Genomic DNA, 24,846 nt, shown 5'->3' on the forward strand with positions numbered 1-24,846 from the left:
ATGCCGCCCGTCACGCTTGCCGCGCCCGACGCCGTCGATGTGCCCGAAACCGTGGCCCGCCAGGCAGTGCAGTGGCTGATCGAGTTGCAGACGAAGCCGCTGGACGAGGGGCGGATGCAGGCATGGATGCGTTGGCGCCACGCATCGGCCGTCCACGAGCGGGCCTGGCTGCGTATCGAAGAGATCGACGATCGCCTGCGCCAGGTGGGATCGGCGGCGGTCGCCATCGAGGCCGTCGGCGGTGCCGAGCGCAGCCGCCGGCGCACGCTCAAGCTGCTGGCGGCGGGCGTGGCCGGCCTGGGCGGAACGATCGTGCTGCTGCCGCGCGCCGCGCCGTTCCAGGCGTGGATGGCTAATCACGCGACCCCGGTCGGCGAGCGCCGCACGGTGCGGCTGGAAGACGGCACCCGCGTGGCGCTGAATACCGATAGCGCGCTCAATGTGCGCTATGGCGCGCAGCGGCGGGTGCTCGAGCTGCTGCGTGGCGAAATCCTGGTCGAGACCGGCGGCGATCCGGCGGGGCGGCCGTTTCTCGTGCGGACCGCGCAAGGCGATGCGCGGGCGCTCGGCACGCGCTTTACGGTGCGCCAGTACGACGCAAGCACCCGCGTGTCCGTCTGGGAAGGCCTGGTGGCGCTGGAGCCGCGCCGCGGCGCCGGGCCGGGCCTGCGCCTGCGCGCCGGCGAGCAGGGCGCCTACACTTCCACCTCGGCCCAGGGGCCGGAAGCGTCGGACCCTTACGCCGATTCATGGGCGCGCGGCTATCTGACGGCCGACCATACGCCCTTGGCGGTGTTCCTGGCCGAAGTCGCCCGCTATCGGCAAGGCTGGGTGCAATGCGATCCGGCGGTAGCCCACCTGCCCGTCTCCGGCACGTTTCCGCTCGACGATCCCGACCGCATTCTTGCGTCGCTTCCGCATGCGCTGCCCGTGGAAGTGCGCAGACGCACGCGCTACTGGGTACGCGTCGAAGCGCGTTCTCCCGCCGCCTGAACCCGGGCTCCGCGACGGGCGTGGCCCGCTCGCGCGACGCCGGTGAGCCGATTTTCGGCCGAGTTCGTCAATGGATATGTAAGCCGCGAAATCGACGCGGCCGAACCGGGACTCAGCCACTTCATGTCTTTCCGCTTTCCGATGCCCAGCCGCCGCGGGGTTGGCGTTGCCGCGCTCGCCGCGGCGCTGGCCGCGCTGGCATGGACGCCGCTCGACTCGCGCGCGCAGGCGCAAGCCAGCGCCCCCGCCGTGCGCCACTACCAGATCGAGCCTGGAGACCTCACGCGCGTCCTCAAGGATTTCGGCATCGCGAGCGACCTGCTGATCAGCTTCGACTCGCATCTGGCCGATGGCCGCCAGAGCGCCGGACTCCGGGGCGAGTACGCGCTGCCGGACGCCTGGCGGGCGGTGCTGGCCGGCACCGGCCTGGAGGCCCTGCCGTCCGGCGAGCGCAGCTATACCCTGCGCGTCGCGCCCGCGACGGTGCAGCCCGGCATGCTGGGCACGGTCACGGTGGTAGGGCTGCAAGAGCGCGACGAGAAAGAGGAGGTCTACAAAACCGCCGGCTCGCGCAGCGTCCTCACCCGCGACGACATCGAGCGCAACCGCGGCATGTCGGTGGGCGACATCTTCCGCGGCGTGCCCGGCGTACTGGTCGGCGAGCTGCGCAACAGCGGCGGGCTGGACATCAACATCCGCGGCATGCAGGGGCAGGGCCGGGTGCCCATCCTGGTCGACGGCGCGCGCCAGGAAACCACGGTGTACCGGGGCTATTCCGGCGTGGTGTCGCGCAGCTACATCGACCCCGACCTGATCGGCGGCATCACCATCGACAAGGGTCCGACCCTGTCGGCCCAGGGCACCGGCGCCACCGGTGGCCTGGTCAGCATGCGCACCATCAAGGCCGAAGACATCGTCCGGCCCGGCCAGGACTTCGGCATACGCGTGCGCGGCCAGGCCATCGGCAACAACACCGGCTCGCCCATGGCGCCGGACACGCCTACCGGCCTGTTCACCGGCGTCGGCGAAACCTTCAATTCGGCCCCGGTCTACCGCACCGACTGCGCCACCGCCGGCGCATGCGCCGGCAAGTATGCGCTGCCCGACGAGTGGGGCAACCCGGAAGGGCTGGACCGCCCCGGTACCTTCCAGCCCAAAAGCTATGCCGGCAGCGTAGCCATCGCCAAGCGCTGGGAAAAATTCGACCTGGTGGCCGCCTACGCGCAGCGCGAGCAGGGCAACTACTACGCAGGCGAACACGGGCCCGCGGGCTGGGTGGATGTGTCGAACCGGCGCAAGCTGCCTTTCTACACGGAGGTCCGCCCCGAGATCAAAGGCGCTTCCGTATTCCGGGCCGGCGAGCGCATACCCGGCACCAACTACGAAAGCAAGTCGGCGCTGCTCAAGGGTACGGCCTACCTGGCCGACGACCAGGAACTGGAACTCGCCTACCTGCGCTACAGCAGCGTGTACAGCGAGATCATGCCCTCGCAGATCATCCGCTTCGCCAATCTCTCGCCGGTCCTGCAGCCGCGCAATAGCGACGTCACGGTCAACACCTACACCAGCCGCTACCACTGGAAACCCGCCGGCCAGCCGCTGCTGGACCTGCGCGCCGACCTGTGGCACACCCGCACCAACGCCACCAACAACAGCCCCAGCGAGACCCAGCCTTCCCTCTACAACAACGTGCGCGAAAAATACAAGCGCTGGGGGCTGACCCTGGAGAACACCTCCACCCTGCAGCACGGCGACTGGGGCGAGAGCCAGGTGCGCGTCGGCATGGCCGCGCAATGGGAAAGCGTCGGCACCACTGCGCTGAACGACGGCGACTCCCGTTCCGCCGGGCGCAGCGGCGACCGCGATGAATACAGCGCGTTCGCCGCCTGGCTCTACAAGCCCATCGAAACCGTGGCCCTGGACGTCGGCCTGCGCCATACGCGCTTCAAGTCCAGCGACGACAAGGACATCGTCGTCAGCAATCCGGACAGCCCCAACTGCGTCGACCGCGACGGCGACGGCGTCTGCGATCCCATCCCCAACCGGAACAAGCAAAGCGGCACCGCCCCCGTGCTCAGCCTGAGCTGGGAGCCGGGTAAGCGCGGCCTGCAGTTCTACGGGCGCTACGCCGAGGCCTACCGCATGCCTAGCCTGTTCGAGAGCACCTCGGGTTTCTCGTTCGATGCTGCGCCGGACGTCGCCCTGAAGCCCGAGCACGCCAGGAACAGGGAAATCGGCATCAACTACGCGAAGGACGGCATCCTGGCCGGCCGCGACCGCCTGCGCCTGAAGCTCGCCTATTTCCGCAACCACATCACGGACTACCTGACGCGCACGTCGCCCAACCTGTGGGAGGAGGGCGGGTCAGGCGGCGAGCTGGCCCAGTCGTCGAGCTTCACCATGCGCAACATCGACAGCGCCACCTTCCACGGGCTGGAGCTATCGGGCGGATACGACCTGGGCGTGGTGTTCACCGAGTTCGGCTTCACCAAATACAACAAGATCGAAATCTGCCACACCGGCAGTTACCGCGTGAACCGTTGCAACGACTACGGCATCGCCGGCAGCTACATCAACAACATGGTGCCGCCCAAGTGGCACGGCAGCGTCACGCTCGGCGCGCGCCTGATGGACTACCGGCTGGTGCTGGGCGTGCGCGCCACCCTGATGGGCCAGCGCACCAACGCGCCGCAATACAACAACGACACCGCGCGCGGTTTCCTCGCTGTCGTGCCGTGGCACTCCTACCGCGTATTCGACCTGTTCGCCAGCTACCGCGTGAACGATCGCGTCAGCATCGATTTCAACCTCGACAACTTCACCGACCGCTACTACATCGACGCGCTCAGCCTCGGGCTGATCCCCGCTCCCGGCCGCACCGCACGGCTGAGCGTCACCTTGCGGTACTGATTTCGCAGCCACCTCCTGAACGACATCGACAAGCAAAGGACACTCGACATGACACAGATATTGCGCAACCTCGCGGCGGGGCTGGCTAGCGCCGCCGTGCTGCTGCTGGCCGCGTGCGGCGGCGGAGGCGACGGCGGTGGCGGCGGCAACACAGCCACCCCGCCCACCGCCGTCGCCACGGCCGCCCCGGCCAGCGCGCCCATCGGCACCGTCGTCACGCTCGACGCCAGCGCCAGCACCACGCCCAATGGCGGCACGCTGAGCTACGAGTGGACGCTATCGGCCAAACCGGAAGGCAGCGCCGCCGCGCTTTCCAGCGCCACGGCCGCCAAGCCGACCCTGACCGTCGACCTGCCCGGAGAATACGTGGCCGACCTGATCGTCAAGGACGGCGCGGCCAGCGCCAGCGCGCGCGTCACGGTCACCGCGACCAACCCCGACCCGGTGGCGGTGGTCGTGCCTCTGGAGCAGACCGTGCTGCAAGGCGAGACGGTCACGCTGGACGGCAGCAAGAGCCTGCCGCCCACGGGCGGCGCGGCCAGCGAGCTGCGCTACCAGTGGAACTTGATCGACCAGCCCGATGGCGATCTGACCACCCCCTTGGACAACGCCGCCAGCGCTCAGGCCAGCTTCCTGGCCGAACGGGTCGGCGTCTACCGCGCCACGCTGGTCGTGCGCCACGGCGACAAGGTCAGCGCCCCGGTCGAGGTCAAGATCACCGTCAATACCGGCAACAGCTATCCGGTCATCTCCATCGTCGAGCCGGAAGGGGCCACGCACAACGCCAGCGGCCACCTGCTGTTCAACGCTACCTTGCGCAAGACGATCGTGCTCGACGGCAGCGGCACCAAGGACCCGGACGGCGATGTCCTGAGCTACCGCTGGCGCTTCGCGCTCGACGTGCCCACGCCCAAGCCCGACGGCAGCGAGGCCGTGATCAGCGGCACCAGCAGCGCCAAGGCCGAATTCACGCCCGACATCGTGGGCAAGTATTACCTCGATTTCCTCGCCTACGATGGCCACGCCTCGACTACCCAGCGTGTCGTCATCACCGTCGCCAAGGCCGCTGGCGATACGGTCAATACCGCACCCGGGGCGACGATAGGTTTCGCCACCACCACCGATCAATGCGAGCTGGGCGGCAGCGGCACCTGGTGGCCCTATTGCACCGTCTACGCCTACGCCTACGATGCGGAAGGCGATCCGCTGACCTACAACTGGACTTACTGGAAGGCAGGCTCGGAAGACCGCCAGACCAGCGCCGACGCGTCCTTGAAGCTGGATGGCAACGACGCGGGCGACTGGCGCGTGGAGCTGGTCGTCAACGACGGCAAGCTCGACAGCGCGGTGGCAGCCAAGACCTTGACCATCAAGATTGCCGCCAACCGCGCCCCCGTCGCCAAGGTCGCGCTGGACGTGGCCAAGGTGGAAAAGGGCGGCACCCTCGTCTTCGACGGCAGCGGCAGCACCGACGCGGACGGCGACCAGATGTTCTACACCTGGACCCTGGTGGATCGCCCCGACGGCAGCGCCGCCGTGGTGGACGGAAAAGAGAGCGATCCCATAGCCAGGGTGACGACCGACAAGGCTGGCGTTTACACGGTGCACCTGCAAGTGAAGGATGCCCGGGGCGGGTATAGCCCGGCGACCGACACTACGGCCAGCGCCAGCGGCTTCGCCAAGGTGAGCAACCATGCGCCGGTGTTGTCGGAGCTGCGTCTGGAAGGGGGGACGACGACCGTCGCGGGGAGATTGAACAGCAACATCACGCCGGGCCAGGCCGTGGTCGTGAATGATGATGGGCTTCATAATTTCAGCCTTCATCTCTATCCCATCGTCCTCGATCCGGACCAGGATACGCCCCTCTACTACGACATTTCGGTGACGCAGCCCCAGGGGAGCACGATCAAACCGGTGTCTTGCACGATTCCGGTCACGACTGCGAACCGATGCAGCTTCGTCAGCACGCCGAATCCATTCGTGCCGGGCGACTATGCCTTCGAGGCCATCGCCAGCGACGGTCTGGCCTACTCCGAGACCAAGCGCCTGGAGATCAGCGCCGTCAGCCGCCAGAACTACCCCACGCTGCTGCTGGAGCAGAACCCGAAAGGAGATCCTGCTGCCGGTACATCGGCAACGCAGAAGTTCTTCCCCTTTACGGCCGTTCCGGCTTCGACATTGGATGGCAGTTCTTGGACATACACGCTGAATAGCCTCGGGGATTCTGGCAGGAGCGACGATTACCAGGCGATTTACCAACTGACGGCTTTCGATCGCGACTACACCATCGTCGACCTCGCCACGTCGGCGGTAGACGGCTACCAGCCCAGCTTCGTCGGCCTGCAGAACAATCAGGTGATACGCAAGGGCGAGTCGGTGCTGTTCTACCTGAGGCGCCCGCGCATCCCCAACGAAGCGCAGCTCTATGCCGAGGCGCTGGAGAAGTACCCCAACCTCGGCAGCATCCCGAAGGCAGAGCGCGAGAGCCTGCACAACCTCATCGCGACCTACCAGTTCAAGTGGTCTTTCCGCGTGTCGGAAAAGGACGGCTACACCTTCCACGTGGGACCGCTCAATTGAGCGCCGGCGGCCGGGTCGATCGACGGCCACCCGGCCGCTTTTCCCGGGCGCCGCTGTGCTTGCGCGCGGCGGCGCCCGTCCAGGCCAAGGAGGCGAGGGCACACCATGCATGAGGCTGCCTGTCAGCGACATCCCCGCCCTGGGCGGGACATGTCGGTAAACCGTGTGCCCAGGTGCACACATATTGAGGAATCACGATCATGAAACACACAGTGATTGCATTGGCCATACTCGCCGCCTCCGGCGCCGCGCAAGCTCAGACCGTCAGCGGTTCCGTCAATACGGGCAGCCAGCTCGTCGTGGTGGGCGGGGCGACCATCGGCGGCTTTCATGGTCCGCTGGGCGCGCCGGGCATCGGCGCCTACGACGGCGACAACGACCCGACCAATGACCAGCTCATCAGCCTGCAGAGCATCGAGCCGTTCACCCGCCAGACCACCCTGGACGTTGTCGAAGGCGGCCTGACCTTCGCCTACTACCAGCTGCCGTCCGGCTTCGCGCATCCCCCGGTGCCGGGGGGCGGCACGCCGCCTGCCACCACGGTCGACATGAACGGCGTGAAGGTCCCGAACCTGACCAAGAACGTCTACTTCGGCATGGCGAGCTCGGGTACCGCCGGGGTGGGCACCGTCGAGCACGAGGCATGGTTCGTGGGCGATACGACGGGCCGCGTCCTGCCTGCCGCCGCCACCAACTACGCTACCGTGGCGTTGCTGGGGCTGACCGGAGCAACGACCAACGACGGCACCTCGTTGGATGTCCTGCAAGGCACGCTGAGCCTGGGGACGCCCACCGGAGGAGCGGCCTCGACCGCTTCGTTGACGGGGACTTTGAGCAAGTCGGCCACCAGCCAGTATCTCGACATCAATGCCGTTGCCACGCTCAGCGGCGCGGGCGCGGGCACCTTCGCCGGCAACGCCACGTACTACGTGACCACTCCGGTGGCCGCCAACGGCACCACCAGCGGCCAGTTCTTCGGCAATGCCAGCTCTACGACTCCCGGCACCGACGGCAGCGCGCTGGCCGGCGTCGCGAGCGGCAGCTATCTCGGCACCGACTATGTCGCCTCCTTCGGCGGCCGCGCCAACTGAGCGGGCGGGGCCTTTCTGACCGCCGCTTGAAAAGAGACTGCCTTTCGCCATGGTGAACCGCTTCAGTCTCTCCCGTATCCGCCCATGGGCGGATACGGGTTGTTCGGCTTGCCTCGACTCGACCTGCATCCCGCTTTCATGACATCCCGGTTCCAACGCCTACTACGCAGCGCCGCGTTGCTGTTCTTCCTGTGCTCCGCCAGCGCCTGGGCGCAACAAGACACGGCCGACCGCCTGTGGCAGGGCGCCGAGCGGCAGGCGCAGCAACTCCGCCGCCAGAGCGACCCGCTACAGGGTGCGGGCCGGGGCAACTGGCTGGAGGAATCCATGCTGTCGGCCTGGCAGACGCCCCAGACCCGCCTGCACCAGCTGCTTCTGTCCATCATGCAGGCCGTCAATGCGCGCGACTGGTTCGGCGCGGACCGGCTGCTGCGCCAGTACGCCCAGGTGCCCGGGCGCGACCCGGCCCTGTTCACTTTCGTCGAGGCCGCCCGCCTGGCCGCCGAAGGCGATTACGACGCCGCCATTGCCGGCTATCGCCAGGTATTGCAGGCCAATCCCAAGTTCATACGCGGCAACCTGGACCTGGCGCGGGCGATGATGGCCGACAGCCGCCTGCGCGATGCGCGCGAAATCTTCCAGCAGATGCAGGCGCGGCCGCTGCCGGCCGAAGTGGAACGCTACATCGCCGATGCCATGACGGCCATCGAGCAGCGCGGCCGTCTGCGCCTCACTTTGTCAGTGGCGGCGGTGCGCGACGACAATTTGGCCAATACCTCGCGGGTGGTCGATCCGTGCGCGCTGGTGTTCTACGGCACATGCCTGCAGAACGTGCCCGGCAGCAAGACCGCCGACAGCGGCGCCTATTTCGAGGCCAGCCTCAACAAGCTCTGGCCGCTGGCCGGCCACCACGGCGTGCTGCTGCGCAGCCTCAACTACGGCAATCACTACCGCCACGAGAGCAATTTCGACAACCTCGTTTCCACCACCTACCTGGGCTACCAGTACAGCACCGCGCGCGGCCATTTCCAGTTCCTGCCCTTGTTCGAACTCGATCTGGAAGGCGGCCGCGAGGCCTACCGGGCCGTGGGTTTTCGCACCAGCTTGAATCGGCAGCTGAACCCGCGCGCCATGATCGAAGCCAGCTACGAGTACAAGCACCGCGACTTCACCGAGCGGCTGCAAGGCCTGGAGGGCGATTTCCGCAGCGCCATGCTGTACGGCCAGTACGCGGTCCGGCCCGATCTGTTGCTGTACGGCGTCCTGACCTGGCGCGAAAGCGACGCCGGCTTCGGTCTCTTCGGCTATCGCGAGCAGATCGCGCGCCTGGGCATCGTCAAATCGTTCAATCAGAAGGTGACGGTCAACGCGGCCTACAGCTACCGCCGCAGGCAGGCCCAGGAGGACTACGCCATTTTCGGCAGGCGTCAGCGCGACCACGAGAACGGCCTCTATCTGAGCGTCTCGCTGCCGGGCTACGCCTGGGCAGGCTTCACGCCCACCATGAGCTACGAGTACCGCAACAACCGGAGCAGCATCCCGCATCTCTACACCTACGAAAGAAACCGCTTCACCCTGGGCTTCACCAAAGTTTTCTGAGGACTTCTTCAACGGAACCCGCACCATGAAAGTCAACTTACGATCCTTGCTGTTCCCATGTCTGTTGCCCGCCCTGCTGGGCGGCTGCCTGTCGACTTCCCACATCCGCGCCGTGCCGGACGACCAGCGCCCGCACGTCATCAGCCACGCCGAGGGCCTGGAGCGCGATCGGCAAGCCATCCTGGCGATGGTGGGCGACTACCGCGTCAGCTTCAATTTCGAGGAAGGCGATCCTGCGCCCGGCTACGAGCCCAAGCGGCGCTATCGCAGCGGCGCCTACGAGATGGTGCTGGTGGCCGAAGACACGGGTGACCGCATCGTGCTGCAGCACCTACTGGTCCACCGCACCGCCGGTTTCGTGGTCAAGCACTGGCGCCAGGATTGGCAATACCAGGCGCCGACGCGGCTGGAGTTCACCGAGGACCAGACCTGGCGCCTGCGTTCCATCGACCCGGCCGTCACCAAGGGCGCCTGGACCCAATGCGTCTACGAGGTCAGCGACGCGCCGCGCTATTGCGGCACGGGCAAATGGACCTACGACAACGACACCCCCACCTGGACCTCGGACGCCGGCTGGCGGCCGCTGCCGCGGCGCGAGTACACCAAGCGCAGCGACTACAACGCGCTCGGCATCGTCAATGTCCAGCGCATCACGCCCGAAGGATGGATGCACGAGCAAGTCAACCGCAAGGTGGTGCGCGACGGCGAGCGCGAAGTCTCCACGCTGGTGAAGGAAACCGGCGCCAACGACTACCGTCGCATCACGGGATTCAACTTCAGTTCCGGCTACCGCTATTGGGAGAACACGGCCGACTACTGGCGCCGCATCCGCGAAGAGTGGAAACTGCGCATCGCCGAGGGCCAGGGTGTGCATCTGAACTACCCGGTCGATGGCATGAAAATGATCCTGAGCATGTACGTCCAGTCACAGCAGGCGAACAATGGCGTCGCGATCAGCGAGGCGGACATCCGCGAGCTGTTCGATCCGTGGGTGTCGGCGCCGTAGGGCACCTGCGCTTGGAAGTGCGCGGCCGACCGAGCGGGTTGGCCACGCTCCCATGTGTCTTGCGGCCGCTTGCCCCTGTGGCCACCCCAGATGGACAAACGCCTGCCGCAATAGCCGCCGCCGGCTTTGCATGCCATAGAGTACGTGTCCCGCCCATTCCATCGGGACACGCCATGCGGCACCACGACCGTCACTACCGGCGCCTGTTCGGCCACCCGGCCATCATGCGCGACTTGCTTGCCGCCATCCTGCCGCCTCAATGGCGAGGCCTGATCGACCTGGATACGCTCGAGCCCCTGCCCGCCGACCACCTGAGCGCCAAACAACACGTCCGCCACGGCGACCTGCTCTGGAAGGTTTGCCGGACCGACGGCCAGCAACTGCACCTGCTGGTGCTGCTCGAACACCAGTCCTCGGGCGACCGCATCATGGCTGTGCGCATACTCAGCTATGCCGCGCTCAGCTACGAAACCCTGCTGCGCCGCGAGCGACGCTCCACCCGGCAGCTTCTGCCCGCGCTGCTGCCCATCGTTCTCTACACCGGCTTGAAGCCCTGGCGCGCCGCGACCGACGTGGCGGCGCTGATCGACCCCGTTCCGGCCGCGCTGCAACCCTTCCAGCCGGCCATGCGCTACGTGTTGGCCGATGCCGGCGTGCTGGTACGCCAGGGCGCGCTGCCTGCCGGCAACCTGGCCAGCCTGGTGCTGCAGTTGGAGCATAATCAAGGCATCGAGCAGGCCGCGCGATTGCTGCGGGAGCTGTGCACGGCCATTGCAAGCCATGCCGGACACGAAGCGTTGCGCCACGTTCTGGGCGCCTGGGTGCGCTACATCGTGCTGCCGCGCGCCTTGCCCAAAGACATCCCCTTGCCTGACACCGACGATATTGCGGAGCTTGCCATGACAGTTGCACATTCGCGGGACTGGACCCTGCGGCCACGGATGGAAGGGCGCGAGGAAGGGCGCCGGGAAGGCCAGGCCCAGTTGCTCAAGCGCCAGCTGATGAAGAAGTTCGGCATCCTGCCGCCCGCGGTCGTCCAGCGGCTGGAGCAGGCCACCGAGGCTCAGACCGAAGCCTGGTCGCTGAATTTTGTCGACGCGGACACCTTGGACGACGTGTTCCGCTGATCTCTCAGCGAGATGGTGATGTCGTCCTTGGCGCGTTTGCCGGTCAGTGCAATTCGAACCTCGCGCGCTCCACATCCTGCGAGTTCAGGCCGATCTGGACTTCGAACGCGCCGGGTTCCGCTACGTGTTCCAGCCTGGCGTTGAAGAACTTCAGGTCGTCTTCGACGATGTCGAAATGCACGATGCGTTCCTCGCCCGGCTCCAATGAAATCTTCTGGAAGTTCTTCAGTTCTTTTACCGCGCGCACCACCGAGGCGCTTTCGTCGCGCACGTAGAGCTGCACCACGGTTGCGCCCGCGCGGTCGCCGGTGTTCTTGACGGTGATTCGCGCGCCGATGCGTCCGCCGCGCGCCATGACCGGGCTGCTCAGCGCAAGATCGCCAAGAGAGAAGCTCGTATAGCTCAGGCCATAGCCGAAGGGGTAGAGCGGACCGGTCTTTTCCTCGAAGTACTGCGACGTGTAGTTGCCCGGCTTGCCCTCGGTGAAGGGGCGCCCGACCCGGGGATGGTTGTAATAGGTGGGGATCTGGCCGATGGAGCGCGGGAACGAGATCGGCAGCTTGCCCGAGGGGTTGTAGTCGCCGAACAGCACGTCGGCGATGGCGTTGCCGCCTTCCGTGCCGCTGAACCAGGTTTCCAGCAGCGCGTCGGCGGTGGCGCTTGCTTCGCGCAGGTCCAGCGGCCGTCCGTTCATCAGCACCAGCACCAGCGGCTTGCCGGTCGCTTTCAGGGCGGCGAGCAGGGCGCGCTGGCTGGCGGGGATGTCGAGGGTCGTGCGGCTGGAGGATTCGTGCGACATGCCGCGCGATTCGCCCACCGCGGCGACGACCACGTCGGCCCGGCGCGCCGCGGCGACGGCTTCGGCGATCATCTCGGCCGGCGGACGCGGGTCCTGCACGATTTCCTTGGTGTCCCAGTTCAGCTGGTTCAGGTACTCGACCAAGGCCGGGTCGTCGGTGACGTTGGCGCCGCGCGCGTAGAGCAGCCGCCCCTGGCCGCGCATGGCGGCTTCCATGCCCTGGCGCAGCGTGACCGGGTTCGTGCCTCTACCGGCGGCCGACCAGCTGCCCATGATGTCCACGGGGGAGTCGGCCAGAGGTCCGACCAGCGCGAGGATGGCGTTCTTGCGCAGCGGCAGGGTCCGGTTGCGGTTCTCCAGCAGCACCAGGGATTCGCGCGCCAGGGCGCGCGCGTCCGCGCGGTGCAGGCGCGATTCGGCGTAGAGGTCGGGCGGGTCGTCGGCGGCGCGGCCGATGCGCAGGTAGGGATCGTGGAACAGGCCCATGTCGTACTTGGCGCCGAGGATGTTGCGCACGGCGCGGTCGATGTCGGCGATGGGGACTTCGCCGCTCTTGACCAGCCCGGGCAGCTCGTTCAGGTACAGCTCGTCGGCCATGCTCATTTCGACGCCGGCGCGGATGGCGAGCTTGGCTGCTTCGCGGTCGTCGCGCGCCACGCCGTGGCGTATCAGTTCCTTGATGGCGCCGTGGTCGCTGACGGCCACGCCGCCGAAGCGCCAGTCCCGGCGCAGCAGATCCTGCAGCAGCCAGGTGTCGGCGCTGGCGGGCACGCCATTGATCGAGTTGAGCGCCACCATGACCCCGCCGGCGCCCGCGTCGATGGCGGCGCGGTAGGGCGGCAGGTAGTCCTGGTACATGCGCATGGGGCTCATGTCGACGACGTTGTAGTCGCGGCCGCCTTCGACCGCGCCGTACAGCGCGAAGTGCTTGACGCTCGCCATGATGCTGTCGCGCCGGGAGGTGGCGTCGCCCTGGTAGCCGCGGACCATGGCGCGCGCGATGCGCGAGACCAGATAGGGATCTTCGCCGAAGCCTTCGGAAGTGCGGCCCCAGCGCGGGTCGCGTGCGATGTCCACCATGGGCGCGAAGGTCATGTCCAGGCTGTCGGCGCTGGCTTCGATGGCGGCGACGCGCGCGCCGCGCTCGATGGCCTGCATGTTCCAGCTCGAAGCCTGCCCCGGGCCGATCGGGAAGATGGTGCGGTGGCCGTGCACGACGTCGTAGGCGAAGAAAATGGGGATCTTCAGGCGGCTGCGCTGCACGGCGGCGTTCTGCATCGCCCGGTTGTCGGCAGGGACGACCGAGTTGAACGTGCCGCCTATGCGGCCCGCGGCGATCTCGTTGGCGATGCGTTCGCGCGACATGTCCGGGCCGATGCTGATCAGGCGAAGCTGGCCGATTTTCTCGTCCAGCGTCATCTGGCCCAGCAGGTCGGCGATGAAGGCCTGCCTGTCGCCCAGCAGCGCGGGGTCGGGGGCGGCCGCGGCCGGGCCGGCCAGCAGCATCGCGGCCAGGCCCGCTGCCAGGCGGGCGCGCAGGGGCAAGCGGCGGCGCGAGGGGCCGTGGGATTGCGGGTGGGCGGAGGGGGGCGCGAGACGCGGCAGGGAAGCGGGGCAGGACGCCAAGAGTTCGGTCTCCGGAAAAGCGGGTCGGGTGCGGCCGATTGTACGCAGCGGGGCCGGCAGCGGCGCGCGGGCCGCGCGGATGGGGCCTATGGTATTTTCCTGGCGGGAATCATCGCGCGGCGCCGCTGTGGCCGTCACGGTACCAGACAGCTTGTTACAACCGCGCAGCCGCTGGGCCGCGCTCGCCGGAATCCTCTGCGCCCCGGGCGGTCTAGTTGTGTTCCGGACAATCACTGCGCACATGCGCTTCAGGGAGAATCTAGTGGGTTTCACAGACCTCGCGGCCTTCATGCGGAAAGGGCTGCTGCAAGCCGCGCTGGGGGCGGCTACCATGCTGGCCGCCGCAGGCACGGCAGCCGTACAGGCATTTACGCTCGACGACGTCACGGCGCGCGCGCGCCAGCTGATCGAACAGCCCTATGCGGCCCCGGTCAGCAACCTGCCTCCGGTCTTCAGCAAGATGGAGTTCGCCGACTACCTGCGCATCCAGCCGCGCCGCGACAAGTTCGAATGGCAGGATCTGGCTACCCCCTTCAAGCTGGCCTTCTACCATCAGGGCATGCATTTCTCCAGCCCGGTGGCGATCAGCGAGGTGGTGGACGGCAAGGTCCACGAGATCAAGTACGACCCGGCCAAGTTCGATTTCGGCGGCCTGAACTTCGACGCGGCCGCCACGCGCAATCTCGGCTACGCGGGCTTTCGCGTGCTCTATCCGATCAATCGCGACGGCGTGCAGGACGAGATCATGAGCCTGCTGGGCGCGAGCTATTTCCGCGTGATCGGCAAGGGGCAGATCTACGGTCTGTCGGCGCGCGGCCTGGCGATCGACACGGCCTGGCAGGACGGCATGTCCGAGGAGTTCCCGCGCTTTCGCGAATTCTGGGTCGAGCGGCCCAAGCCGCAGGATCGCGAACTGGTCATCTATGCCTTGATGGATTCGCCGCGCGCCACCGGCGCCTACCGCTTCGTGCTGCGGCCGGGCGAGGACACCGTGGTCGACGTCCAGTCGCGCGTGTTCGTGCGCGGCGAGATCCATCGCCTGGGCGTGGCGCCGCTGACCAGCATGTTCCTGTACGGTCCGAACCAGGGCGTGCGCGGCAACAACTTCCGGCCCGCGCTGCACGATTCGAACGGCCTGGCCATCCACACCGGCGACGGCCAGTGGCTGTGGCGCCCGCTGAACAATCCCGAGTTCCTGTCGGTGAGCGCCTTCCAGGTGACCAACCCCAAGGGCTTCGGCCTGCTGCAGCGCGGCCACGAATTCCATCGCTACGAAGACCTGGCCGACCGCTACGATCTGCGTCCGAGCGCGTGGATCGAGCCGCAGGGCGACTGGGGGCCGGGCCAGGTGCAACTGGTGGAGATTCCCACCGCGGACGAGACCAACGACAACATCGGCGCGTTCTGGACGCCCGAGAAGCTGCCTCCCAAGGGGCAGCCCATGCGCCACGACTATCGCATCCACTGGACGCTCAACGAACCGGCGCTGCTGGAAAAAGAAGTGGGCTGGGTCAAGCAGACGCTGCGCACCGACGGCGAGGTGCGCCAGGCCAACCTGATCCGCCAGCTCGACGGCAGCACCGCCTTCATGATCGATTTCGAAGGGCCGGTGCTGGCCGGCCTGCCGAACGGCACCACCGTCAATGCGCAGGTGGACGTGGGCGGGAACGGCGAAGTGCTGGAAAACGTCCTGCAACGCAATCCGGCCATCCAGGGCTGGCGCCTGACGCTGCGCGTCAAGGTCAAGGATCCGCGCCAGCCGCTGGAGCTGCGCGCGGCGCTGGTCGACGGCAAGAAGGCGCTGACCGAAACCTGGAGCTATCAACTGCCGGCGCGCTCGGTGCGCGCGCCTTAGGCCGGCCCGTTGTCGCGCCGATAGCGCTCGATCACTTCCAGCATGGCGAGCAGGGCGGGGGAGCGGTTGCCGCGCAGGTAGGCGCAGCTCAGCTCCACGTCCGGCAGGAATGCCGAATCGAGCGGGCGGTAGGCCACGCCGGGCAGCAGCAGATTGTCGGCCGCCGAGCGCGGCGTCACGCACAGGCCGAAACGCCCGGCCACCAGGGCCACGCAGGTCAGTACGTCCTCGACCTGCTGCACCACCCGCAGCGCCACGTTCTCGCGGTTGAACATGCGCGCCACGCGTTCTTCCAGCCCCGGCATGTCGAGGTTGGGGTAGAGGATCATGGGCTGGTCGTGCAGGTCGGCCGCGCGCAGACGGTCCCGCCGAGCCAGCGGATGGCTCTCGTGCATGCCGACGTAGAGAGGCTCGCGCGTCACCAGTTGGGCGTCGATATCGGGATCGTCGGGCGGCAGCCGATGGAAGCCGGCGGTAATGCGCCGCTCGCGCAGCGCCTCCAACTGCTCGGGCTTGGTCAGGTTGTGCAGACGGATCTCCACGTCTGGGCGCTCGGCATGCAGGATGGCCAGGATGCGCGGAATCACGCTGAGTATCCCGGAGCCGAACACGCCAATTTCCAATGTGCCCGTCAGCCCCTGGCCGGCGCGGCGCGCCCGCTCGTGGGCGCGCTCGGTCAGCGACAGGATGTTGGGGACTTCGTCCAGCAGCGCGGCGCCGGCTTCGGTCAGTTCCACCCCCTTGGGCGTGCGCACGAACAGGGGCGCGCCCAGGTCGCGTTCCAGTTCCGCCATGTGACGGGTCAGCGGCGGTTGCGCCATGTGCAGCCGCTTGGCGGCGCGCGTGAAATTGCGCTCCGTGGCCACCGCCACGAAATAGCGCATCTGCTTCAGGTTCATCGTGGAAAGTGAGCCATACTGTATCGGTATGGAGATCGTCATAGACGGTATTGGACTGTATCGCATCCGTCCGCGATCATCCAGCCGTGGCGCGCCCGCATGGCCGCTCATCGATATGGACCAGACATGATCATCAAGAACCAGCAAGACGTGACCGAGGCCGTGCTGGCCGAGGCCGCGCGGGCCGACGACCCGCGCCTTCGCGAAATCCTGTCGGCCGGCGTGCGGCACCTGCATGCCTTCGTGCGCGAGGTCCGGCTGACCGAGGCCGAGTTCCACCAGCTCTGCGGCGTGATCGCCCGGGCTGGCCAATTGACCAACGCCTTCCACAACGAAGTCGTGCTGGCGGCGGGCTCGCTGGGCGTGTCGTCGCTGGTCTGTCTGCTGAACAACGGCGACAACGGCCAGACCGAGACCTCGGCCAACCTGATGGGGCCGTTCTGGCGCATGGATTCGCCGGTCACGCCCAACGGCGGCAGCATCGTGCGTTCGCCCACCCCGGGCGATCCCATTTTCGTCAACGCCTGGGTGCGGGACCGCGACGGCCGGCCGGTGGCCGGTGCCGAGGTGGACGTCTGGCACAGCTCCACCGAGGGCTTCTACGAGAACCAGGATCCGGCCCAGGGCGACATGAACCTGCGCGGCAAATTCACCACCGACCAGGACGGCCGCATCGCTTTCCGCAGCATCAAGCCGGCGGGCTACCCCATTCCCGTCACCGGGCCGGTGGGCGACCTGATCAAGGCGCAGGGCCGCCACAACATGCGGCCCGCCCACATCCATTTCATGATCTACAAGCCGGGCTACAAGACCCAGTTCTCGCAGGTGTATTCCAGCGACGATCCCAACCTCGAGACCGACGTGCAGTTCGGCGTGACCGAGGCACTGGTGGGGCGCTACGTGGCGCACGATGCCGCCGGCGAGCCCGCGCCGGCACCGGACGTGCAGGGCCGCTGGTACACTCTGGACCAGCATTTCGTGGTCGAGCCGGGGGAGGCTCGGCTGCCCAAGCCACCGATTACCGGCAAGGCCGACGGCGATCGTCCGGTGTTAACGGTGCTGGAGCGGCGTCCGTAACGGTATCGGGCGGCGCCTCCGGCTTGCTCCCGCCCGATCGACACCCCGGTTCTTCGCCACTCACGATGATCTGATTTTCTTGCCCAGCATCCCGCGTTGCTCATGCACAAGCAGGTGTGCAGCGATGTCGAACGCGCCACACGGAGTCTGCCGCGCCCGGGGGGGGACGGCAGAAGACCTCTCTTTCTACTCAACGACGCGAGATCATGCATCTAAAAACCAGAACCCGCTTTCTCCTTCTGCCGGTGGTGTCGGCGGTACTCGCCGCGTGCGGCGGCTCGGGAGACCCCGCGCCAACGGAGGCTTGTGCCGAAACGGGCGAATATGCCTGCAAGACGGGCGCGACCGAGCCTCTCTATACCTTTCAATGGGCGTTGAACCGCGCGACCACCTTTTTCAAGGACTTCCCCGCCACGTTCGCCACCGATGTCGATCTGAACGTGGAGCCGGCACATCGCCAGGGCTACAAGGGCGAGGGCGTGCGGGTTCTGGTGCTCGACACGGGCGTCGAGCTGAAGCACGAAGACTTGGCGGCGAATGCCGACCCGAGCATGTCGTACAACTTCCTGACCGGCACCGACGATCCGTTCCCGGAACTGTCTCCCCCCGATAGCGCCGCACATGGCACGGCCGTGGCGGGCATGATCGCGGCGGCTCAGAACGGCAAGGGCGTGATGGGCATTGCGCCGCGCGCCACCGTGGGCGGTGCCAACCTGCTGTCCAGCACCAATTGGCAGTCGGATCTGCTCCTGGCGTTCGGCGGCGCGCCCTGGTCCAGCAAGGCGGATGTGTTCAATGGCTCGTTCGGGGATTCCGTCGCGCTTGCCCAGGGCTACGACGACGAAACGGATGGCGCCACGCTTGCCGTGCGTCAGCTCAAGCGCCTGCGCGGCGGCAAGGGCGGGGTATTCCTGAAGTCGGCAGGCAATTCTTTCCAGGAAGGCACGTGCGGCACCGGCCTGGCCTACTACTCTTGTTCCAATGTGGGCAACGACCGGTTGACGCTGGAGCCCAGCGTCGTCACGGTAGCGGCCCTCAACGCCATGGGCAGGGCCAGCAGCTATAGCAGCGCGGGCTCGGTGGTCTGGGTTACCGGCATGGGCGGGGAGTTCGGCAGCTCCGGCACCTATGGCGAAGGGGTGAGCGCGGGCAGGGTCCAGAACGGACCCACCATTTTCAGCACCGATCTGAGCGGTTGCGTCAACGGTTTCAGCAATACGGCCGCGTCCACGCTTTTCCAGCGTGGACAAAGCAGCCGCAATGGCCAGCCGGACAACGCCAACTGCGACTACACCTATATGAATGGCACGTCTTCGTCCGCGCCCACGATGTCGGGCGTGGTGGCGTTGATGCTCAGCGCCAATCCGGATCTCACCTGGCGCGATGTGCGCGACATCCTGCAGAAATCGTCGCGCAAGGTCGATGCCGATTACTCCGCCAACCTGGTCCCGGGCGGAACCAAGCGATATGGCGCCTTGATGAGCCTGAACACCAACCAGTTGCTCGACCTGCGCGGCAGCGCCGTCGACATCCGCGATGGCTCTTTTGTGGCTCCCGTCGAACTGGGCTGGCAGAAAAACGCCGCGGGCCTGGAGCATTCCAACCGGTACGGCTTCGGCGTGCCCGATGCCGGCCGGGCCGTGGAGCTGGCGCTGGAGTACAAGAAAGACCCGAGCCGCAGCCGGACCGCAGATGTGAAGATCCCCGACTTCACCCCGCTCAGCTACAGGCAGAAGGGCGGTACCGACGTTCCGGATCCGGAGGATCTCGCGGAGTTCGGCTTCGTCGATATCGGCAGTCCTTTCCCTTACCGGCGCGTGACCGAGGACGTGGCTTCGCTCACGGTCGCCGACGCCGGGACCGTGGATGCGTTTCAGGTGCGCCTGAGCGGAGAGAATGTCTGCCTGGGCTCGCTGGGCATCGCCGTCCGGTCGCCCTCGGGAACCATGTCGCTGCTCAAATTGCCCAATGATGCCTTCCGGGCCGGTTACTACAATCTCCCCTGGGGTTCGGGGCCGTGGAACAAGTTCGACAACTATGGTTTGTCCAGCGCGACTTTCTATGGCGAGCAGGCCCGGGGGGATTGGAAGGTCTTCCTCATTGCGGCCAATCCGGACGAGCAGATCGAAATCTACCGGGTGGTCGACAACAAGCGTGAATTCATGATGTCCGAGAAGTGCTCTTCCACGTTGGAAGACGGATCGCCGGCGGACTTCAAGTTCATGGTCGAAGCGCGCGTCATCGCGCAATAACTTACGGCATCGAGGACGATATGAAAAAATTGGTGCAAACAGCCTTGGTGGCGCTGGGTCTGTCCGTGGCGATGGCGTGCCAGGCAGCCGAGACGCCCGAGCCGGGGCAGCGGATGTCGCCGGAGCAGCTCGCACAGTGGGGACAACTGCGCAGCTACACCGCCGGTTCCAGCCGCTTGCGTGTGCTGCCCGTCCCGCCCGCGGACGGAGAGGGCGTCTTGCTGCTCAGTTCGCAAGACGTGGTCGGGCTCAGCCGCAACGAGGTGCTGGTGGTCGGCGCCTCCGAAGATCAGGTCAGGGCGGCCGCCTCGGTACCCGCTCCGGTGTCGGTGCAATACATGGCGCCGACCGGCTCGGCGCTGCTGCGCTATGCCGAATTCGGCCAGGCGGTGGCGGCCCTGAAGGCGCTCAAGACCAATCTGCCCGGAGCGACGGTGCGCCTGCCGGTGCAATGGGAAAAGACGCCCGTGCCGCGTTGACGGCGCGACCGATGCCGGCGGCCGCAGAGGGCGCGTTCCGCGCGAATGCGCCATGTGGTTCTTGTCGGCAATGTTGCGCCCAGGCTGCCCGTCGGTTCTTCCGGCATGAAAGGTGTTGCCATTTGACGGGAACCGGGCTAATATCAAAGGCTTACCTTTGCAGTTGCTGGATGCGTCCTCGAGTTTTGTGGGCTGATCCATGCGGCTGCCGAGGTGGAAACTGGCCTTGCGTTGTGGGGTTTCCCGCGGCGTTCGCTTCAGAATTTCAACCCAGGGCGAGCAAGCAGTTGCCTGCCTGACGGGACCAAAACTGATCGGATGGCCTGGCGCTGCTTGAATGGCGCCGGGTATTTCGGGTTAAGTTGGAACAGGGTAAATCATGATTCAAATGCAGACCACGTTGGACGTGGCCGACAACACCGGTGCGCGCTCGGTTATGTGCATCAAGGTGCTCGGCGGCTCCAAGCGCCGCTATGCCGGCATCGGCGACGTCATCAAAGTGAGCGTCAAGGATGCGGCCCCCCGCGGTCGCGTAAAAAAGGGCGAAATCTACAACGCCGTGGTGGTTCGTACCGCCAAGGGCGTCCGTCGCAAGGACGGTTCGCTGATCCGTTTCGGTGGCAATGCCGCCGTGTTGCTCAACGCCAAGCTCGAGCCCATCGGCACTCGTATCTTCGGACCCGTTACGCGCGAACTGCGTACCGAGCGTTTCATGAAGATCGTGTCGCTGGCGCCCGAAGTGCTGTAAAGGGGCCGCGATGAACAAGATCCGTAAAGGCGACGAAGTCATCGTCCTGACCGGCAAAGACAAGGCCAAGCGCGGTGTCGTGCTTAGCGTTGGCGAAGACCGTGTCGTGGTCGAGGGCATCAATGTCGTCAAAAAGAACGTGAAGCCGAATCCGATGGCCAACCAGCCTGGCGGCATCATGGACAAGACCATGCCCATCCACGTCTCGAACGTGGCGATTTTCAACCCCGCCACCGGCAAGGCCGATCGCGTGGGCGTCAAGAAAGTCGAAGGCAAGAATGTGCGCGTCTTCCGTTCCAATGGCGAAGCCATTGCGACGAAAGCGTAAGCGGGAGCAAACGACATGGTCCGTCTTCAAGACTATTACCGCGAGAAGGTCGTTGCCGACCTGACCAAGCAGTTCTCGTACAAGAGCGCGATGCAAGTGCCGCGCATCACCAAGATCACCCTGAACATGGGTGTCTCGGAAGCTGTCGCCGACAAGAAAGTCATCGAGCACGCTACCGGCGATCTGACCAAGATTGCTGGCCAGAAGCCCGTCGTGACCAAGTCGCGCAAGGCTATCGCCGGCTTCAAGATCCGCGAGAACTATCCGATCGGCTGCATGGTGACCCTGCGCGGCGCCCGCATGTACGAATTCCTCGATCGCCTGATCAGCGTCGCGCTGCCGCGCGTGCGCGATTTCCGTGGCGTGTCCGGCCGTGCTTTCGACGGTCGCGGCAACTACAACATCGGTGTGAAAGAACAGATCATCTTCCCCGAGATCGAGTACGACAAGATCGACACGCTGCGTGGGCTGAACATCAGCATCACGACCACGGCAAAGACCGATGAAGAAGCCAAGGCGCTGCTTTCGGCCTTCCGCTTCCCGTTCCGTAACTAAGGGGTGAAATAGTGGCTAAGCTTTCACTCATCAATCGCGATATCAAGCGTGCCAAGCTGGCGGCCAAGTATGCCGCCAAGCGTGCCGCGCTCCAGGCTATCGTCGACGATGCGTCCAAGTCGGACGAAGAACGTTACCAGGCTCGCCTGAAAATTCAGCAGCTGCCTCGTAACGCCAACCCCACTCGCCAGCGCAACCGCTGCGCGGTGACCGGTCGCCCCCGTGGCGTGTTTCGCAAGTTCGGTCTGGCCCGTAACAAGCTGCGCGAGATGGCTATGCGCGGCGAAGTCCCGGGCATGACCAAGGCCAGCTGGTAGGAGAGTCATTCATGAGCATGAGCGATCCGATCGCCGATATGCTGACGCGCATTCGCAATGCGCAGCGCGTAGACAAGGCGTCCGTATCCATGCCCTCCTCGAAGCTGAAGGTGGCGATTGCCACCGTGCTGAAGGACGAGGGCTACATCGACGGTTTCGAGGTCAAGGCCAATGATGGCAAACCCGTACTCGAAATCAGCCTGAAGTATTACGCCGGCCGTCCGGTCATCGAGCGCATCGAACGCGTCTCGAAGCCCGGTCTGCGTATCTACAAGGGCCGTCATTCCATTCCCCAGGTCATGAACGGCCTGGGCGTGACCATCGTGTCCACCTCCCGTGGCGTGATGACCGATCGCAAAGCACGCGCCAATGGCGTGGGCGGCGAGGTCCTCTGCTACGTGGCGTAAGGAGTCGACATGTCGCGTATTGCTAAGTATCCCGTCGAGTTGCCCAAGGGCGTCGAGGCCACCATCGCTGCCGATCAGATCACCGTCAAGGGCCCGCTGGGCACTCTGGCGCAGGCCTTGACCGGCCAGGTCACGATCGGCCAGGACGATGGCAAGCTGACCTTCGTCGCTGCCAACGACAGCCGCGAAGCCAAGGCCATGTCCGGCACCCTGCGTGCCCTGGTCAACAACATGGTGACCGGCGTCAGCAAGGGCTTCGAGCGCAAGCTCACCCTGGTCGGCGTGGGCTACCGTGCCCAGGCCCAAGGCGACTCGGTCAAGCTGCAACTGGGTTTTTCGCACGATGTCGTGCACCAGATGCCCGCCGGCGTGAAAGTCGAATGCCCCACCCAGACCGAAGTGGTTCTGAAGGGTGCCGACAAGCAACGTGTTGGTCAGGTGGCCGCTGAAATCCGCGCCTATCGCCCCCCCGAGCCCTACAAGGGCAAGGGCGTGCGCTATGCGGACGAGCGCGTGGTCATCAAAGAGACCAAGAAGAAATAAGGCGGGTAAGGACGAATCATGGACAAGAAGCAATCTCGTTTGCGTCGTGCGGTACCTACCCGCCGAAAGATCGCCGAGTTGCGCGTGCATCGCCTGTCGGTGTTCCGCTCGAACCTCCACATCTACGCAAACATCATTTCGCCGGAAGGCGACAAGGTGCTGGTCAGCGCCTCGACCGTCGAAGCCGAAGTGCGCCAGCAATTGGCGGGCAAGGGCGGCAACGTGGATGCTGCAACCCTGGTGGGCAAGCGCGTGGCCGAGAAGGCCAAGGCCGCCGGTATCGAAACCGTTGCGTTCGATCGCAGCGGTTTCCGCTACCACGGCCGCGTCAAGGCCCTGGCCGATGCCGCGCGTGAAGCCGGCCTGAAGTTTTAAGCGAGGATTACATGGCCAAGATGCAAGGTAAGAATGCCGCGGCTGAGGAGCGCGATGACGGTCTTCGCGAGAAGATGATCGCCGTCAACCGCGTCACGAAGGTCGTGAAGGGCGGTCGTATCCTCGGTTTCGCAGCGCTGACGGTGGTCGGCGACGGCGACGGTCGTGTCGGCATGGGCAAGGGCAAGGCCCGGGAAGTCCCGGTCGCCGTCCAGAAAGCCATGGAAGAAGCCCGCCGCAAGATGGTCAAGGTGCCGCTCAAGAACGGCACCCTGTACCACAACGTGGTCGGCAAGCATGGCGCCTCCACCGTTCTGATCTCGCCTGCCGTCGAAGGTACCGGCGTGATCGCCGGCGGCCCGATGCGTGCGATTTTCGACGTGCTCGGCGTTCGTAACGTGGTGGCCAAGAGCCTCGGCTCGACCAACCCGTACAACCTCGTGCGCGCTACGCTCAACGGTCTGAGCGCAAGCTCGACTCCGGCCGACGTCGCCGCCAAGCGCGGCAAGTCGGTCGAAGAGATCCTGGGGTAAGCCATGACGAAGAAGAACGTCAAAGTGACGCTCGTGCGTTCCCCCATCGGGACGCCCGAATCGCATCGCGCCACCGTGCGCGGCCTGGGCCTGCGCGGGCTGAACAGCTCGCGCGTCCTGGTCGATACGCCGGAAGTGCGCGGGATGATCCGCAAGGTGTCGTATCTGATCACCGTGTCGGAAGTATGATTCCCCCCCTACGCGCTGCGCGCGCCCCCCAGGGGGCGATGCAAGCGGACCGGCAAAGCCGGCTCCGCCGCATCCTGGACGGCAAGCGCGCTGTGTTGTTGTGGCACTGGAGTATTTGACATGCAATTGAATTCGCTCAAGCCTGCCGAAGGCGCCAAGCACGCCAAGCGCCGCGTCGGCCGCGGTATCGGCTCCGGCCTCGGCAAGACCGCCGGCCGCGGTCACAAGGGCCAGAAGTCGCGTTCGGGCGGCTTCCACAAGGTCGGCTTCGAAGGCGGCCAGATGCCGCTGCAGCGCCGTCTGCCCAAGCGTGGCTTCAAGTCGCTGGGCCAGCATCTGTACGCGCAGGTCCGTCTGTCCGAACTGCAAGCCCTGCCCGTCGAGGAAGTCGACGTGCAGGCGCTCAAGCAGGCCGGTCTGGTCGGCCAGCAGGTCCGTTACGTCAAGGTCATCAAGACCGGCGAGCTCTCCCGCAAGGTGGTGCTCAAGGGCATGACGGCGACGGCGGGTGCCAAGGCGGCGATCGAAGCTGCTGGCGGCTCCCTGGTCTGATAACCG

General features: G+C 66.0%; 23 protein-coding genes. 21 read left to right on the top strand and 2 right to left on the bottom strand.

What is annotated here, in order from left to right:
- From PIGHUM_RS06100 to PIGHUM_RS06130, 7 genes are all read left to right on the top strand, one after another.
- The gene (locus PIGHUM_RS06100; protein WP_124078508.1) at positions 1–993 is read left to right on the top strand and encodes a FecR domain-containing protein; all 993 of its coding nucleotides are present in this window, start codon (positions 1–3) and stop codon (positions 991–993) included.
- Between the two features lie 42 nt (positions 994–1,035).
- Positions 1,036–3,903: a TonB-dependent receptor gene (locus PIGHUM_RS06105; RefSeq protein ID WP_222929225.1), complete on the top strand. Its 2,868-nt coding sequence runs from the start codon at positions 1,036–1,038 to the stop codon at positions 3,901–3,903.
- Between the two features lie 48 nt (positions 3,904–3,951).
- A complete protein-coding gene (locus tag PIGHUM_RS06110; RefSeq protein ID WP_124078509.1) occupies positions 3,952–6,483 on the top strand; it encodes a PKD domain-containing protein in 2,532 nt (843 codons plus the stop codon).
- Between the two features lie 200 nt (positions 6,484–6,683).
- Positions 6,684–7,574, top strand: coding sequence for a HupA family protein (locus tag PIGHUM_RS06115; RefSeq protein WP_124078510.1), 891 nt, complete (start codon positions 6,684–6,686; stop codon positions 7,572–7,574).
- A 138-nt stretch (positions 7,575–7,712) separates the two neighbouring features.
- Entirely contained in the window at positions 7,713–9,173 is a 1,461-nt protein-coding gene (locus PIGHUM_RS06120; RefSeq protein WP_160142180.1) for a surface lipoprotein assembly modifier, read from the top strand.
- 25 nt (positions 9,174–9,198) lie between these two features.
- Entirely contained in the window at positions 9,199–10,179 is a 981-nt protein-coding gene (locus PIGHUM_RS06125) for a DUF6607 family protein (protein ID WP_222929226.1), read from the top strand.
- Between the two features lie 173 nt (positions 10,180–10,352).
- Entirely contained in the window at positions 10,353–11,306 is a 954-nt protein-coding gene (locus tag PIGHUM_RS06130) for an Rpn family recombination-promoting nuclease/putative transposase (RefSeq protein ID WP_124078512.1), read from the top strand.
- Positions 11,307–11,349: 43 nt separating this feature from the next.
- On the opposite strand, the gene bglX is transcribed toward PIGHUM_RS06130, so the two are convergent.
- A complete protein-coding gene (gene bglX, locus PIGHUM_RS06135) occupies positions 11,350–13,650 on the bottom strand; it encodes a beta-glucosidase BglX (RefSeq protein ID WP_425466680.1) in 2,301 nt (766 codons plus the stop codon).
- A 412-nt stretch (positions 13,651–14,062) separates the two neighbouring features.
- On the opposite strand from bglX, the gene PIGHUM_RS06140 reads away from it, so the two are divergent.
- Positions 14,063–15,586 carry a glucan biosynthesis protein G gene (locus tag PIGHUM_RS06140; protein WP_281279058.1) on the top strand — a complete coding sequence of 508 codons (1,524 nt, stop codon included), beginning with the start codon at positions 14,063–14,065 and terminating at the stop codon, positions 15,584–15,586.
- On the opposite strand, the gene PIGHUM_RS06145 is transcribed toward PIGHUM_RS06140, so the two are convergent.
- A complete protein-coding gene (locus PIGHUM_RS06145; RefSeq protein WP_124078513.1) occupies positions 15,583–16,485 on the bottom strand; it encodes a LysR family transcriptional regulator in 903 nt (300 codons plus the stop codon). The two genes, PIGHUM_RS06140 and PIGHUM_RS06145, sit on opposite strands and share 4 nt — an antisense overlap.
- 126 nt (positions 16,486–16,611) lie before the next feature.
- Between PIGHUM_RS06145 and PIGHUM_RS06150 the strand changes: the two genes are divergently transcribed.
- The 13 genes from PIGHUM_RS06150 to rplO all read left to right on the top strand — a co-directional run bounded on the left by PIGHUM_RS06150 (position 16,612) and on the right by rplO (position 24,840).
- The gene (locus PIGHUM_RS06150) at positions 16,612–17,562 is read left to right on the top strand and encodes a dioxygenase family protein (protein ID WP_124078514.1); all 951 of its coding nucleotides are present in this window, start codon (positions 16,612–16,614) and stop codon (positions 17,560–17,562) included.
- A 206-nt stretch (positions 17,563–17,768) separates the two neighbouring features.
- On the top strand, positions 17,769–19,814 hold the full coding sequence (locus tag PIGHUM_RS06155; protein WP_124078515.1) for a S8 family serine peptidase: 2,046 nt from the start codon (positions 17,769–17,771) through the stop codon (positions 19,812–19,814).
- 32 nt (positions 19,815–19,846) lie between these two features.
- Positions 19,847–20,293 (top strand): hypothetical protein, encoded by a 447-nt coding sequence (locus PIGHUM_RS06160; protein WP_124078516.1) that lies wholly within the window; start codon positions 19,847–19,849, stop codon positions 20,291–20,293.
- A gap of 379 nt (positions 20,294–20,672) precedes the next feature.
- Complete coding sequence (gene rplN / locus PIGHUM_RS06165; protein WP_087780015.1) at positions 20,673–21,041, top strand: 50S ribosomal protein L14; 369 nt, start codon at positions 20,673–20,675, stop codon at positions 21,039–21,041.
- A gap of 10 nt (positions 21,042–21,051) precedes the next feature.
- Complete coding sequence (gene rplX, locus PIGHUM_RS06170) at positions 21,052–21,369, top strand: 50S ribosomal protein L24 (protein WP_124078517.1); 318 nt, start codon at positions 21,052–21,054, stop codon at positions 21,367–21,369.
- Positions 21,370–21,384: 15 nt separating this feature from the next.
- The gene (gene rplE / locus PIGHUM_RS06175) at positions 21,385–21,924 is read left to right on the top strand and encodes a 50S ribosomal protein L5 (RefSeq protein WP_124078518.1); all 540 of its coding nucleotides are present in this window, start codon (positions 21,385–21,387) and stop codon (positions 21,922–21,924) included.
- An 11-nt stretch (positions 21,925–21,935) separates the two neighbouring features.
- The gene (rpsN, locus tag PIGHUM_RS06180; RefSeq protein WP_087838307.1) at positions 21,936–22,241 is read left to right on the top strand and encodes a 30S ribosomal protein S14; all 306 of its coding nucleotides are present in this window, start codon (positions 21,936–21,938) and stop codon (positions 22,239–22,241) included.
- Positions 22,242–22,252: 11 nt separating this feature from the next.
- Positions 22,253–22,648, top strand: a complete 396-nt coding sequence (rpsH, locus tag PIGHUM_RS06185; protein ID WP_124078519.1) for a 30S ribosomal protein S8 — start codon at positions 22,253–22,255, stop codon at positions 22,646–22,648.
- Between the two features lie 9 nt (positions 22,649–22,657).
- A complete protein-coding gene (gene rplF / locus PIGHUM_RS06190) occupies positions 22,658–23,191 on the top strand; it encodes a 50S ribosomal protein L6 (RefSeq protein ID WP_124078520.1) in 534 nt (177 codons plus the stop codon).
- 18 nt (positions 23,192–23,209) lie between these two features.
- Positions 23,210–23,566 (top strand): 50S ribosomal protein L18, encoded by a 357-nt coding sequence (rplR, locus tag PIGHUM_RS06195; RefSeq protein WP_124078521.1) that lies wholly within the window; start codon positions 23,210–23,212, stop codon positions 23,564–23,566.
- 11 nt (positions 23,567–23,577) lie between these two features.
- On the top strand, positions 23,578–24,099 hold the full coding sequence (gene rpsE / locus PIGHUM_RS06200; protein WP_087838303.1) for a 30S ribosomal protein S5: 522 nt from the start codon (positions 23,578–23,580) through the stop codon (positions 24,097–24,099).
- A gap of 3 nt (positions 24,100–24,102) precedes the next feature.
- Complete coding sequence (gene rpmD / locus PIGHUM_RS06205; protein ID WP_124078522.1) at positions 24,103–24,288, top strand: 50S ribosomal protein L30; 186 nt, start codon at positions 24,103–24,105, stop codon at positions 24,286–24,288.
- A 120-nt stretch (positions 24,289–24,408) separates the two neighbouring features.
- The gene (gene rplO / locus PIGHUM_RS06210; protein WP_124078523.1) at positions 24,409–24,840 is read left to right on the top strand and encodes a 50S ribosomal protein L15; all 432 of its coding nucleotides are present in this window, start codon (positions 24,409–24,411) and stop codon (positions 24,838–24,840) included.
- The last annotated feature ends 6 nt before the right edge of the window (positions 24,841–24,846 follow it).

Source organism: Pigmentiphaga humi (genome assembly GCF_900606115.1).
GTDB classification, from domain to species: Bacteria; Pseudomonadota; Gammaproteobacteria; order Burkholderiales; family Burkholderiaceae_B; genus Pigmentiphaga; species Pigmentiphaga humi.

Coding starts and splice junctions, on each gene's coding strand:
- PIGHUM_RS06100 (WP_124078508.1), top strand. CDS start 1: ATGCCGCCCGTCACGCTTGCCGCGCCCGACGCCGTCGATGTGCCCGAA.
- PIGHUM_RS06110 (WP_124078509.1), top strand. CDS start 3,952: ATGACACAGATATTGCGCAACCTCGCGGCGGGGCTGGCTAGCGCCGCC.
- PIGHUM_RS06115 (WP_124078510.1), top strand. CDS start 6,684: ATGAAACACACAGTGATTGCATTGGCCATACTCGCCGCCTCCGGCGCC.
- PIGHUM_RS06120 (WP_160142180.1), top strand. CDS start 7,713: ATGACATCCCGGTTCCAACGCCTACTACGCAGCGCCGCGTTGCTGTTC.
- PIGHUM_RS06125 (WP_222929226.1), top strand. CDS start 9,199: ATGAAAGTCAACTTACGATCCTTGCTGTTCCCATGTCTGTTGCCCGCC.
- PIGHUM_RS06130 (WP_124078512.1), top strand. CDS start 10,353: ATGCGGCACCACGACCGTCACTACCGGCGCCTGTTCGGCCACCCGGCC.
- PIGHUM_RS06140 (WP_281279058.1), top strand. CDS start 14,063: ATGCTGGCCGCCGCAGGCACGGCAGCCGTACAGGCATTTACGCTCGAC.
- PIGHUM_RS06145 (WP_124078513.1), bottom strand. CDS start 16,485: ATGAACCTGAAGCAGATGCGCTATTTCGTGGCGGTGGCCACGGAGCGC.
- PIGHUM_RS06150 (WP_124078514.1), top strand. CDS start 16,612: ATGATCATCAAGAACCAGCAAGACGTGACCGAGGCCGTGCTGGCCGAG.
- PIGHUM_RS06155 (WP_124078515.1), top strand. CDS start 17,769: ATGCATCTAAAAACCAGAACCCGCTTTCTCCTTCTGCCGGTGGTGTCG.
- rplN (WP_087780015.1), top strand. CDS start 20,673: ATGATTCAAATGCAGACCACGTTGGACGTGGCCGACAACACCGGTGCG.
- rplX (WP_124078517.1), top strand. CDS start 21,052: ATGAACAAGATCCGTAAAGGCGACGAAGTCATCGTCCTGACCGGCAAA.
- rplE (WP_124078518.1), top strand. CDS start 21,385: ATGGTCCGTCTTCAAGACTATTACCGCGAGAAGGTCGTTGCCGACCTG.
- rpsH (WP_124078519.1), top strand. CDS start 22,253: ATGAGCATGAGCGATCCGATCGCCGATATGCTGACGCGCATTCGCAAT.
- rplF (WP_124078520.1), top strand. CDS start 22,658: ATGTCGCGTATTGCTAAGTATCCCGTCGAGTTGCCCAAGGGCGTCGAG.
- rplR (WP_124078521.1), top strand. CDS start 23,210: ATGGACAAGAAGCAATCTCGTTTGCGTCGTGCGGTACCTACCCGCCGA.
- rpsE (WP_087838303.1), top strand. CDS start 23,578: ATGGCCAAGATGCAAGGTAAGAATGCCGCGGCTGAGGAGCGCGATGAC.
- rpmD (WP_124078522.1), top strand. CDS start 24,103: ATGACGAAGAAGAACGTCAAAGTGACGCTCGTGCGTTCCCCCATCGGG.
- rplO (WP_124078523.1), top strand. CDS start 24,409: ATGCAATTGAATTCGCTCAAGCCTGCCGAAGGCGCCAAGCACGCCAAG.